The 12095-nt window shown below is 40.2% G+C and carries 11 protein-coding genes and 1 pseudogene; all 12 read left to right on the top strand.

Going from position 1 to position 12095, the window contains the following annotated elements; all coding sequences use genetic code 11:
- Nucleotides 1–410 precede the first annotated feature (410 nt).
- A complete protein-coding gene (locus HMPREF2795_RS00795; protein WP_049526785.1) occupies nucleotides 411–587 on the top strand; it encodes a class IIb bacteriocin, lactobin A/cerein 7B family in 177 nt (58 codons plus the stop codon).
- A gap of 12 nt (nucleotides 588–599) precedes the next feature.
- The gene (locus tag HMPREF2795_RS10165) at nucleotides 600–791 is read left to right on the top strand and encodes a hypothetical protein (protein ID WP_004236903.1); all 192 of its coding nucleotides are present in this window, start codon (nucleotides 600–602) and stop codon (nucleotides 789–791) included.
- 27 nt (nucleotides 792–818) lie between these two features.
- Nucleotides 819–989, top strand: a complete 171-nt coding sequence (locus HMPREF2795_RS00790) for a H354_08695 family bacteriocin-like peptide (RefSeq protein ID WP_000067700.1) — start codon at nucleotides 819–821, stop codon at nucleotides 987–989.
- Between the two features lie 39 nt (nucleotides 990–1028).
- Nucleotides 1029–1217 (top strand): hypothetical protein, encoded by a 189-nt coding sequence (locus tag HMPREF2795_RS00785; protein WP_075227951.1) that lies wholly within the window; start codon nucleotides 1029–1031, stop codon nucleotides 1215–1217.
- 24 nt (nucleotides 1218–1241) lie between these two features.
- A pseudogene (locus HMPREF2795_RS11005) lies at nucleotides 1242–1451 on the top strand (bacteriocin immunity protein).
- A 106-nt stretch (nucleotides 1452–1557) separates the two neighbouring features.
- Nucleotides 1558–1794, top strand: a complete 237-nt coding sequence (locus HMPREF2795_RS00780) for a hypothetical protein (protein WP_075227950.1) — start codon at nucleotides 1558–1560, stop codon at nucleotides 1792–1794.
- Entirely contained in the window at nucleotides 1787–1981 is a 195-nt protein-coding gene (locus tag HMPREF2795_RS10820; RefSeq protein ID WP_049504617.1) for a hypothetical protein, read from the top strand. Before HMPREF2795_RS00780 ends, HMPREF2795_RS10820 begins: the two co-directional genes overlap by 8 nt.
- 167 nt (nucleotides 1982–2148) lie before the next feature.
- Entirely contained in the window at nucleotides 2149–4302 is a 2154-nt protein-coding gene (gene comA, locus HMPREF2795_RS00770; RefSeq protein ID WP_075227949.1) for a peptide cleavage/export ABC transporter ComA, read from the top strand.
- Nucleotides 4303–4314: 12 nt separating this feature from the next.
- Nucleotides 4315–5664: a bacteriocin secretion accessory protein gene (locus tag HMPREF2795_RS00765; protein WP_075227948.1), complete on the top strand. Its 1350-nt coding sequence runs from the start codon at nucleotides 4315–4317 to the stop codon at nucleotides 5662–5664.
- A 169-nt stretch (nucleotides 5665–5833) separates the two neighbouring features.
- The gene (gene purC / locus HMPREF2795_RS00760) at nucleotides 5834–6541 is read left to right on the top strand and encodes a phosphoribosylaminoimidazolesuccinocarboxamide synthase (protein WP_075227947.1); all 708 of its coding nucleotides are present in this window, start codon (nucleotides 5834–5836) and stop codon (nucleotides 6539–6541) included.
- 208 nt (nucleotides 6542–6749) lie between these two features.
- Nucleotides 6750–10475, top strand: coding sequence for a phosphoribosylformylglycinamidine synthase (locus tag HMPREF2795_RS00755; protein ID WP_075227946.1), 3726 nt, complete (start codon nucleotides 6750–6752; stop codon nucleotides 10473–10475).
- A gap of 168 nt (nucleotides 10476–10643) precedes the next feature.
- Complete coding sequence (gene purF / locus HMPREF2795_RS00750; RefSeq protein WP_075227945.1) at nucleotides 10644–12086, top strand: amidophosphoribosyltransferase; 1443 nt, start codon at nucleotides 10644–10646, stop codon at nucleotides 12084–12086.
- The last annotated feature ends 9 nt before the right edge of the window (nucleotides 12087–12095 follow it).

Below are 12095 nucleotides of genomic sequence, written 5' to 3'. Positions count from 1 at the left end.
ACGTTGTTTGAATTTGATTTTCGAAGAGTATGAGTTTACGAATAAAGAGATGAGAACAAAAAAGGAGGATTGCTGATGTATGTGACAGGTCTTTATCCGTGGTTAATCAAGTGGTTTTTAAAATAAATTTGATTTAATTGTTTATTTTAAAATGATTTCTCGAATAGATAAGTGAGAAGAAAAGGAAAGGAGTCTGATCAATGTATTTACCAATTTTACTTCCATGGTTTATCAAATTGTATTTTAAATAAATTAAATTTATTCATTCATTTTAAAATGATTTCTCGAATAGATAAGTGAGAAGAAAAGGAAGGAGATTAGAAATGATTATTTCAGTTATTTATCCAATTTGGCTTTTAAAATGGTTTAAAGGTTAGAAATCACAAATATAAAAATAAAGGAGAAAACAAATGACAAACTTTGACAAAATGGAACAGAACTTTGTAGCTCTTACGGAAGAAGAGCTGATGGAAGTGGATGGGGGAGTTGCTTGGGAGGTAGTCTCTGTGGGTATTGCAATTGGTTGGGGGATTTACCAAGTTGGTGAAGCTGCTGGTAAAACGTTCTACTATATTACTCATCCATAGTTTTTGATAAATATGAGCAAGAAAACATTTTGGATTATACTACTCGTTATTACAATTGTGGTGACTGCCGTTGGTTTAGGATTATCTGCATATAATTATTATGTTTTTGATAGACCTTTTTTCAATAGTACTACTAAAGGACTGTTGTCTGCGTTTGTTATGAGTGTATTGATGATTATTATTGGTGTATTAAAAGAAAACTAATTTTTATTATTAAAATGGAGGATAAACATGTCGAATTTACAAACTATTGAACAAAATTATACTACGTTAAGTGATGTTGAACTGCAAGAAGTCAATGGTGGAGGAGTAGTACTTTTAATTGGTGGTGGTATTTTGTCTGTTGGACTATTAGCTTGGGGTGCGTATAATGGTTATCAGTCTGCATCACGAGGTGGATAAAAAGCTAGTAAATTCTTTATAAGAAAGCAGGAGTCTGCAATGAAAACATTTTTATTAGGATTTGCTGAAGGTTATTTTATCGTGTCAGTCATTATCTATATTGTAACGTATTTGATTTTGAAAAAACCGATCAATACCTTGTTTTATCCAGAAAACTATCCAATTCTGCTTGGTCTGTTTTATGTAGGATACAAGTATCAAACAAAAGGAAGTAAGATTGGGAATTGATGGACCATCAAAATGGAGTTTGAGATGAAAGTCGTTCAAGTGTTACAAAAAGCTTGGCTATAGTTTACTGTATGCTGCAGTTCGATGGTTTATATCATTGTTAGAATAGTCGCTGATGTAAACAAAATAAATCTACCTACATGGTTTGAAAATTTTGACATACCTACAATTTCACTATTCTTGATGGTATTTATTTTACTTTGTAGAAGTGAAGAAAAATGTGATAAAGGTTGATTAAATAGATCTGAACTTTGTGACTCCAGTATTAGGGCAATCTTGGGGAATGTTTGGGTGTTAAGCTGATGAACTGTAGTCTGATTTTAGTTAGAAAGATATTCGTATGTTTAAAAAAGAAGTGATATTATTAGGGCTGCTTCTACTAGTACGTATTGTATTTTCTATCATGCAAGTTTTAATAGACTATAAACTATTGCTAGGAAAGTATAGTATAAATTTCATGGAACTTTCAGATTTATTCTCTTATCCCCTACTTTTTTTAATCATTTACATAGCGGTAAAATATCATGCTATCCAGAAAATAAGAGATAAAGAAGATAATCAGGATGGAAATGAATAAGACTTTAAAAATCTTTCTAACGTTCCTTTTCTTATTTCTGATGAATATGTTTATTCTCAAGATACTAGCAACTCTGGGATTTCAGCTGACAATGAGTGAAAAGAGTTATATTGTACCACCGCTGTTTTCGATTATCGTTTTGTACATGATTGACAAAGGAATTAGGAAGAAAAAGAAATCTTTATAAATATATATTTTAGGTAGAATGTTTGTTCTACCTATTTTTATGTAGGAAAAAGTGCTGTTCAGGTGCAGTTATTGTTTTTTTAGAAATAATTTTCTTTTTGCTTCTTTGTTTGGATAAAATAATCTTATAAAGTTTTCTTTGGAGATTGTTAGGAAGAGGAGTAGGATATGAAATTTAGTAAACGGCATTATCGTCCTCAAGTAGACCAGATGGACTGCGGTGTGGCTTCATTAGCCATGGTCTTTGGTTATTATGGTAGTTATTATTCTCTGGCTCACTTGCGAGAGTTGGCCAAGACGACCATGGATGGGACTACAGCTTTAGGCTTAGTCAAGGTTGCTGAGGAGATAGGTTTTGAGACGCGAGCAATAAAGGCGGACATGACCTTGTTTGATTTGCAGGATGTAACTTTTCCTTTTGTGGCTCATGTGCTTAAGGAAGGGAAATTGCTCCATTATTATGTGGTGACTGGGCAGGACAAGAACAACATTCATATTGCTGATCCAGATCCTAGTGTTAAGCTGACCAAGATTTCTCGTGAGCGCTTTGCCAAGGAGTGGACAGGAATCACTATTTTTATGGCACCATCTCCGAGTTATCAGCCTCATAAGGAACAAAAAAATGGTCTGCTTTCCTTTATCCCTATATTAGTGAAACAGCGAGGTTTGATTGTTAATATTGTTTTGGCGACCCTCTTGGTGACCTTGATTAACATTGTGGGTTCTTATTATCTGCAGTCTATCATTGATACTTATGTACCAGATCAGATGCGCTCGACACTGGGAATTATTTCGATAGGGCTAGTCATCGTTTATGTCCTTCAGCAAATCTTATCTTATGCCCAGGAGTATCTTTTACTTGTTTTGGGGCAACGCTTGTCGATTGACGTGATTTTATCCTACATCAAGCACGTTTTTCATTTACCTATGTCCTTTTTTGCAACACGACGGACAGGGGAAATCGTGTCTCGTTTCACGGATGCAAATAGTATCATCGATGCACTGGCTTCGACTATTCTGTCAATCTTTTTGGATGTATCTACTGTCTTGATTATTTCAGTAGTTCTATTTTCGCAGAATAGCAATCTCTTTTTCATGAGTTTACTAGCCCTTCCTATCTACACAGTGATTATCTTTGCTTTTATGAAGCCCTTTGAAAAGATGAATCGGGAAACTATGGAAGCCAATGCGGTTCTGTCTTCTTCTATCATTGAGGACATCAATGGTATTGAGACCATCAAGTCCTTAACTAGTGAAAGTTCACGCTACCAAAAGATTGACAAGGAATTTGTAGATTATCTGAAAAAATCTTTTACCTACAGTCGGGCAGAAAGTCAGCAAAAGGCTCTGAAAAAGCTTGCCCAACTCTTGCTCAATGTTGCCATTCTCTGGATGGGGGCTCTCCTAGTCATGGATAATAAGATGAGTTTGGGCCAGTTGATTACCTATAATACCTTGCTTATTTACTTTACAAATCCTTTGGAAAATATCATCAATCTGCAAACTAAGCTTCAGACAGCGCAGGTTGCCAATAACCGTCTCAATGAAGTTTATCTGGTTGCATCTGAGTTTGAGGAAAAGAAAACAGTCTCGGATTTGAGCTTGCTAGAAGGAGATATGGATTTCCAGCAGGTTCACTACAAATATGGCTATGGTCGAGATGTCTTGTCGGACATCAATCTAACCATTCCGCAAGGCTCTAAAGTGGCTTTTGTAGGGATTTCAGGATCGGGTAAGACGACCTTGGCTAAGATGATGGTTAATTTTTATGATCCTAGTCAGGGGGAGATTAGTCTGGGTGGTGTCAATCTCAATCAGATTGATAAAAAGGCTCTGCGCCAGTATATCAACTACCTGCCTCAGCAGCCTTACGTCTTTAACGGAACGATTTTGGAGAATCTTCTCCTCGGAGCTAAGGAGGGGACGACCCAGGAGGATATCTTGAGAGCAGTGGAGTTGGCAGAGATTCGGGAGGATATTGAGCGCATGCCACTGAATTACCAGACAGAATTGACTTCGGATGGAGCGGGCATTTCAGGTGGGCAACGTCAGAGGATCGCTTTGGCGCGTGCTCTCTTGACTGATGCGCCTGTCTTGATCTTGGATGAGGCGACCAGCAGTCTAGATATTTTGACCGAGAAGCGAATTGTCGATAATCTCATGGCTTTGGATAAGACCTTGATTTTCATCGCCCACCGTTTAACCATTGCTGAGCGGACAGAGAAGGTTGTCGTTTTGGATCAGGGCAAGATTGTCGAAGAGGGTACACATATGGATTTACTGGCTCAGGGTGGTTTTTATGCCCACTTGGTGAATAGTTAGAGAGGAGAAAAGATGCAATCAGAATTTTTAGAAAGTGCTGAGTTTTACAATCGTCGTTACCATAATTTTTCTAGTTATGTGATTTTTCCAAGTTTTATCTTATTTTTGTTCCTGATTGTTTTTTCAATCTTTGCACAAAAGGAGATAAGCTTGACAGCTGGAGCTACGGTAGAACCTGCTCGTATCATTGCCACCATTCAGTCTAGTAGTAATAGTAAGATTGTTGCCAATCATTTGGCTGAAAATAAGTTTGTCAAGCAAGGGGATCTTCTCGTTCAATACCAAGAGGGAGCAGAAGCAGTTCAGGCTGAGAATTATGCTAGTCAGTTGGAAATGCTCAAGGATCAGAAGGTTCAACTGGAGTATTTAAAAGCAAGCCTTCAATCAGGAAGTGATCAATTTCCTGAAGCAGATAAATTTGGCTATCAGCATAGTTTTTTAGATTATCTAAATCAAGCTGCTAGTCTGCGGAGTCAGGTTGAGCAACAAAATGCTAGTATATCATCTCAAAATGCAGCAGCCAGTGGTAGTCAGACAGAGTTAGGCAATCTCATCGGTGAAACCCAGTCCAAAATTAAAGAATATCAGCAAGCCAAGTCTGCTATTCAAGCTGATGGAGTCTTAGAGAGTGATCATCCAGCTTATGTCATTTATCAGTCTTATCAGTCAACAAAAGAGCAGGGATCGGAAGCCAAACAGCAGGCCTTATCTCAGCTAGATGCTCACATCACTCAGTTGGAGTCAACTCTTGCAGGTTATCGAGTACAGTATGCAGGTTCAGGAGCCCAGCAAGCTTATGCATCTGGATTAGGAAGTCAGTTGGAGTCATTAAAATCCCAGCAACTAGCCAAGGTAGGCCAGGAATTAACGCTCTTGGATCAGAAAATTCTTGAAGTGGAGTCAGGTAAAAAGATTCAAGGAAATCTTTTAGAGAAGGGGAAAATTACAGCAACAGAAGATGGTGTTCTACATTTGAATCCTGAGCATAGTCGATCTACCATCATTCCAGAAGGAACTATCCTTGCTCACCTTTTTCCGCAGTTGGCTAGGGAGAGGAAGGCAAAACTGACAGCTTATATTAGTTCTAAGGAAGTGGCTGATCTCAAGCATGGAAATGAGGTACGATTTACAACAGTAACGGATGCCAATAAGCAGCTAGTGTTGACATCCAAGATTACGAATATCGATACCAGTGCGACTCAGACAGAAAAGGGCAATTTCTTTAAATTAGAGGCAGAGACGGATTTGAATGCTGAACAAGCAGAAAAACTTCGTTATGGACTTGAAGGTCGTTTGACTATGATTACAGGTAGGAAGAGTTTTTTACGCTACTATCTGGACCGCTTTTTGAAACAAGAATAAAGTTTCTATTTTTAACTCAAATCGATCTTAGAAAATTGCAAATGAAAAATCGTTTGCGATTTTTCTGTACTTTTTCAGATACTATACAAAATATAGTTCGTGTAATATTTGATTTTTAGTGTCTGTTGTGTTAGAATGATGTAAAGTAATGCGAAAGGCGAACAAGAAAATGTCCAGTAAACTTATTTATACGGGAAAAGCTAAAGATATCTATACTACAGAAGACGAAAATGTGATTAAGTCGGTCTACAAGGACCAGGCCACTATGCTGAATGGAGCTCGCAAAGAGACCATAGAGGGGAAAGGTGTGCTGAATAATCAGATTTCGTCTCTTATTTTCGAAAGATTGAATGCGGCTGGTGTGGCGACACACTTTATCGAACGTATTTCTGACACAGAACAACTCAATAAGAAGGTGACCATCATTCCTTTGGAGGTTGTTCTTCGTAACGTGACTGCAGGTTCTTTCTCAAAACGTTTTGGCGTGGAAGAAGGTTTGGACTTAGAAACTCCAATCGTTGAATTTTACTATAAGAACGATGATTTGGATGATCCATTCATCAATGATGAGCATGTGAAGTTTTTGGATATTGCCAATGATGAACAAATCGCTTATATCAAGGAAGAAACACGTCGTATCAATGAATTGCTGAAAGATTGGTTTGAGCAAATTGGTCTTCGTTTGATTGATTTCAAATTGGAATTTGGTTTTGATAAGGATGGCAAGATTATCTTGGCAGATGAATTTTCACCAGATAACTGCCGCCTTTGGGATGCGGAAGGGCACCACATGGACAAGGATGTTTTCCGTAGAGATTTGGGCAGTTTGACAGATGTTTATGAAGTTGTATTGGAAAAATTGCAAGGATTGAAGTAAGTTGTTTGAAACGGAAAACCTTCGTCTTTCAAGTAAAAGGACTCAGGCTGAAAAGGTCTACTAGACCTTTTCACTCCGTAGAGATTTGGGCAGCCTAACGGATGTTTATAAGGTTGTGTTAGAGAAATTGCAGGGATTGAAGTAATCATTTTGGAACGGAACCCCTTCGTCTTCGATAACCTATTTGAATAGAAATAAAGGAACTAAAATGGATAAACGTATTTTCGTTGAGAAAAAAGCTGATTTTCGTGTCAAATCTGACTCTTTAGTAAAAGAATTACAGCATAATCTTCAGTTGAAAACCTTGAAGGATCTTCGGATTGTTCAGGTTTACGATGTCTTTAATTTGGCAGAGGACTTGTTTGCGCGTGCGGAAAAACACATTTTTTCTGAGCAGGTGACCGATACTGTTTTGGATGAAGCTGCGGTTAAGGCTGATCTTGAGAAGTATGCTTTCTTTGCCATTGAAAGCTTGCCTGGTCAATTTGACCAACGTGCGGCATCTTCACAGGAAGCTTTGCTTTTGCTTGGTAGTTCAAATGATGTGACGGTGAACACAGCACAACTTTACTTGGTCAATAAGGATATTGATGCGGATGAATTGGAAGCTGTCAAAAACTACCTCTTGAATCCAGTGGACTCTCGTTTCAAAGATATCACTCTTGGCATTGCGAAACAGGATTTCTCTGAGTCTGACAAGACCATTCCAAACTTAGATTTCTTTGAAACTTATACGGCAGAAGAATTTGCTCAATATAAGTCAGAGCAAGGATTGGCCATGGAAGTGGATGACCTTCTCTTCATTCAAGATTACTTCAAGTATATTGGTCGTGTGCCAACTGAGACTGAGCTTAAGGTTTTGGATACTTACTGGTCTGACCACTGCCGTCACACAACTTTTGAGACGGAGTTGAAAAACATCGACTTCTCAGCTTCTAAATTCCAAAAACAATTGCAGGCGACTTATGACAAGTATATTGCCATGCGTGATGAGTTGGGACGTACCGAAAAACCTCAAACCTTGATGGATATGGCGACTATTTTTGGTCGTTACGAGCGTGCCAATGGTCGTTTGGATGACATGGAAGTGTCTGATGAAATCAATGCCTGCTCTGTAGAAATTGACGTGGATGTCAATGGTGTCAAAGAACCATGGCTTCTCATGTTCAAAAACGAAACTCACAACCACCCAACGGAAATCGAACCATTTGGTGGTGCGGCTACTTGTATCGGTGGTGCCATTCGTGACCCATTGTCAGGGCGTTCCTATGTTTACCAAGCCATGCGTATCTCAGGTGCTGGTGATATTACAGCTCCAATTTCAGAAACTCGCGCTGGGAAATTGCCACAACAAGTGATTTCTAAAACAGCGGCTCACGGTTATTCTTCATATGGGAACCAAATTGGTCTTGCAACAACTTATGTTCGTGAATACTTCCACCCAGGTTTCGTTGCTAAGCGCATGGAGCTAGGTGCAGTTGTCGGTGCGGCTCCTAAGGAAAATGTTGTCCGTGAAAAGCCTGAAGCTGGTGATGTGATTATCTTGCTCGGTGGTAAGACCGGACGTGATGGTGTCGGTGGTGCGACAGGTTCATCTAAAGTTCAAACAGTTGAATCTGTTGAAACAGCTGGTGCTGAGGTTCAAAAAGGGAATGCCATCGAAGAACGTAAGATTCAACGTCTTTTCCGTAATGGGGAAGTGACACGTCTGATCAAGAAATCAAATGACTTTGGTGCCGGTGGTGTCTGTGTGGCTATCGGTGAATTGGCAGATGGTCTTGAAATTGATCTAGACAAAGTGCCATTGAAATACCAAGGTTTGAACGGTACCGAAATTGCTATCTCTGAATCTCAGGAACGTATGGCCGTGGTAGTTCGTCCAGAAGATGTAGATGCCTTCATTGCAGCATGTAACAAAGAAAATATTGATGCTGTTGTCGTTGCGACAGTGACTGAAAAACCAAATCTTGTCATGCACTGGAATGGCGAAACAATCGTTGATTTGGAACGTCGTTTCCTTGATACGAACGGTGTACGTGTAGTCGTAGATGCTAAGGTGGTTGACAAGGATGTCAAGCTTCCAGAAGAACGTCAAACATCTGCTGAAACCCTTGAAGTTGATACTCTTGAAGTCTTGGCTGACCTTAATCATGCAAGTCAAAAAGGGTTACAAACCATCTTTGATAGCTCAGTTGGTCGTTCGACAGTCAATCACCCACTTGGTGGTCGCTACCAAATCACACCAACTGAAGCTTCTGTACAGAAATTGCCAGTCCAACATGGTGTGACTCATACGGCATCAGTCATGGCACAAGGCTTTAACCCATACATCGCAGAATGGTCTCCGTACCACGGTGCTGCTTATGCGGTTATCGAAGCAACCGCTCGTTTGGTTGCTGCTGGTGCCAACTGGTCTAAAGCTCGCTTCTCTTATCAAGAATACTTCGAGCGTATGGATAAACAAGCAGAGCGTTTTGGTCAGCCAGTAGCAGCTCTCCTAGGCTCTATCGAAGCTCAGATTCAACTTGGTTTGCCATCTATCGGTGGTAAGGACTCTATGTCTGGTACCTTTGAAGAATTGACAGTACCACCAACTTTAGTTGCTTTTGGAGTGACAACAGCAGATAGCCGTAAGGTCCTTTCTCCGGAATTTAAAGCTGTTGGTGAAAATATCTATTACATCCCAGGTCAAGCTTTGGCACAAGAAATTGACTTTGATCTTATCAAGTCTAACTTTACTAAGTTTGAAGCCATCCAAGCAACTCATAAAGTCACATCTGCATCAGCTGTCAAATATGGTGGTGTGGTTGAAACGCTTGCCCTTGCCACATTTGGTAACCATATTGGTGCCACTGTAACCCTTGAAAATCTTGAGACTGCCTTGACAGCTCAATTGGGTGGATTCGTCTTCACATCTCCTGAAGATATTGCAGGGGTTGCCAAGATTGGACAAACAGCAGCTGACTTTACACTTACTGTCAATGGTGTAACGCTTGATGGACACAAACTTGACAGTGCCTTCCAAGGTAAATTGGAAAAGGTTTACCCAACGGAATTTGCACAAGCAACTGAGTTGGAAGAAGTACCTGCGGTGGCATCAGATTCTGTTATCAAAGTTAAAGAAACAGTTGAGACACCAGTGGTTTACATCCCAGTATTCCCAGGTACGAACTCTGAGTACGATTCAGCTAAGGCCTTTGAAAAAGAAGGTGCAAAAGTCAATTTGGTACCATTTGTAACACTGAATGAAGAAGCGATTGTCAAGTCTGTTGACACTATGGTTGACAATATCGAAAAAGCTAACATTATCTTCTTTGCAGGTGGCTTCTCAGCAGCCGATGAACCAGACGGATCTGCTAAATTTATCGTTAACATCTTGCTCAATGAAAAAGTACGTGTAGCCATTGATAGTTTCATCGAACGTGGTGGTTTAATCATTGGTATCTGTAACGGATTCCAAGCCCTTGTTAAATCAGGTCTTCTTCCATATGGAAACTTTGAAGATGCAAGCAGCACGAGTCCAACCCTCTTCTACAATGATGCTAACCAACACGTGGCCAAGATGGTTGAAACTCGTATTGCCAACACGAACTCACCATGGCTTGCAGGCGTGAAAGTTGGTGACATCCATGCCATCCCAGTATCACATGGTGAAGGTAAATTTGTTGTGACAGCTGAAGAATTTGCAGAGCTTCGTGACAATGGTCAAATCTTTAGCCAATATGTTGACTTCGAAGGTAAGTCAAGCATGGATTCTAAATACAATCCAAATGGTTCGGTCAATGCGATCGAAGGTATCACAAGTAAGAACGGTCAAATTATTGGTAAGATGGGTCACTCAGAACGTTTCGAAGACGGTCTCTTCCAAAATATTCCAGGAAATAAAGACCAACACCTCTTTGCGTCAGCAGTTAAATACTTTACTGGAAAATAAGATTTACAGATTTTCTAATAGATAACCATCAGTAAATGTAAAACCAAGTAGATGTAACTTGCGATAATTGCAAATGATTTGTTGTTGCGAGTGAAACGAGCTTCTGCCGTATCATTCCGCTCTAGTATCGTTAAGGAATGATACACAAATAAAAATTAGGTATATAAAATGACATACGAAGTAAAATCTCTTAATGAAGAATGTGGTGTTTTTGGTATCTGGGGTCACCCAGACGCTGCCAAATTGACCTATTTTGGACTCCATAGTCTTCAGCACCGTGGTCAGGAGGGGGCAGGAATCCTCTCCAACGACCAAGGGAAATTGAAGCGTCATCGTGATATGGGGCTTTTGTCAGAAGTCTTCAAAAATCCTGCGAATTTGGATAAATTGACAGGAAGTGGAGCGATTGGGCACGTGCGTTATGCGACTGCGGGAGAAGCTTCTGTAGACAATATCCAACCTTTCCTCTTCCGCTTTCACGATATGCAGTTTGGTTTGGCTCATAACGGGAATCTGACCAATGCAGAATCGCTCAAGAAAGAATTGGAACAAAGAGGGGCAATCTTCAGTTCAACCTCTGATTCAGAAATCTTGGCTCACTTGATTCGTCGTAGCCACAATCCAAACCTGATGGGTAAAATCAAGGAAGCGCTCAGTCTAGTTAAAGGTGGTTTTGCTTATCTCTTGATGTTTGAAGATAAGTTAATTGCAGCGCTTGATCCAAATGGCTTCCGTCCTCTGTCAATCGGGAAAATGGCCAATGGAGCAGTAGTGGTTTCATCTGAGACCTGTGCCTTTGAAGTAATCGGTGCGGAGTGGATTCGCGACGTGAAACCAGGCGAGATTGTCATTATTGATGACAATGGCATCCAGTATGACAGCTATACAAACGATACTCAGCTGGCAATTTGTTCCATGGAGTATATCTACTTTGCCCGTCCTGACTCTAACATCCACGGTGTTAATGTCCATACAGCTCGTAAGCGAATGGGAGCTCAATTAGCACGTGAGTTCAAGCATGAAGCCGATATTGTAGTTGGGGTACCAAATTCCTCACTCAGCGCAGCTATGGGATTTGCTGAAGAATCAGGTCTGCCAAATGAAATGGGTCTTATCAAGAACCAATATACACAACGGACCTTTATTCAGCCGACTCAAGAATTACGTGAGCAAGGGGTTCGGATGAAATTGTCTGCCGTTTCTGGTGTCGTTAAAGGCAAACGTGTGGTCATGATTGATGACTCGATTGTACGTGGAACAACATCTCGTCGTATTGTCCAACTTTTGAAAGAAGCGGGAGCCTCAGAAGTACACGTTGCCATTGGTAGTCCTGCTCTTGCCTATCCATGTTTCTACGGAATTGATATCCAGACACGTCAGGAGTTGATTGCGGCTAATCATACCGTCGAGGAAACTTGCCAAATCATTGGTGCGGATAGCCTGACTTATCTTTCGATTGATGGCTTGATTGACTCTATTGGGATTGAAACAGATGCGCCAAATGGTGGTCTCTGTGTGGCTTACTTTGATGGGAACTATCCAACTCCTCTCTATGATTATGAAGAAGAATATCGTAGAAGTTTGGAAGAAAAAACGAGTTTTTACAAATAAAAAATCCCA

This window comes from Streptococcus sp. HMSC056C01 (genome assembly GCF_001811305.1).
Taxonomy (GTDB): domain Bacteria; phylum Bacillota; class Bacilli; order Lactobacillales; family Streptococcaceae; genus Streptococcus.
The sequence above is the reverse complement of the archived record's forward strand: the minus strand, read 5'-3'. Positions and strand labels throughout refer to the sequence as shown.

Bases quoted from the DNA above. Each gene is read 5' to 3' on its own strand.
- HMPREF2795_RS00795 (WP_049526785.1), top strand. From the start codon at position 411: ATGACAAACTTTGACAAAATGGAACAGAACTTTGTAGCTCTTACGGAA.
- HMPREF2795_RS10165 (WP_004236903.1), top strand. From the start codon at position 600: ATGAGCAAGAAAACATTTTGGATTATACTACTCGTTATTACAATTGTG.
- HMPREF2795_RS00790 (WP_000067700.1), top strand. From the start codon at position 819: ATGTCGAATTTACAAACTATTGAACAAAATTATACTACGTTAAGTGAT.
- HMPREF2795_RS00785 (WP_075227951.1), top strand. From the start codon at position 1,029: ATGAAAACATTTTTATTAGGATTTGCTGAAGGTTATTTTATCGTGTCA.
- HMPREF2795_RS00780 (WP_075227950.1), top strand. From the start codon at position 1,558: ATGTTTAAAAAAGAAGTGATATTATTAGGGCTGCTTCTACTAGTACGT.
- HMPREF2795_RS10820 (WP_049504617.1), top strand. From the start codon at position 1,787: ATGAATAAGACTTTAAAAATCTTTCTAACGTTCCTTTTCTTATTTCTG.
- comA (WP_075227949.1), top strand. From the start codon at position 2,149: ATGAAATTTAGTAAACGGCATTATCGTCCTCAAGTAGACCAGATGGAC.
- HMPREF2795_RS00765 (WP_075227948.1), top strand. From the start codon at position 4,315: ATGCAATCAGAATTTTTAGAAAGTGCTGAGTTTTACAATCGTCGTTAC.
- purC (WP_075227947.1), top strand. From the start codon at position 5,834: ATGTCCAGTAAACTTATTTATACGGGAAAAGCTAAAGATATCTATACT.
- HMPREF2795_RS00755 (WP_075227946.1), top strand. From the start codon at position 6,750: ATGGATAAACGTATTTTCGTTGAGAAAAAAGCTGATTTTCGTGTCAAA.
- purF (WP_075227945.1), top strand. From the start codon at position 10,644: ATGACATACGAAGTAAAATCTCTTAATGAAGAATGTGGTGTTTTTGGT.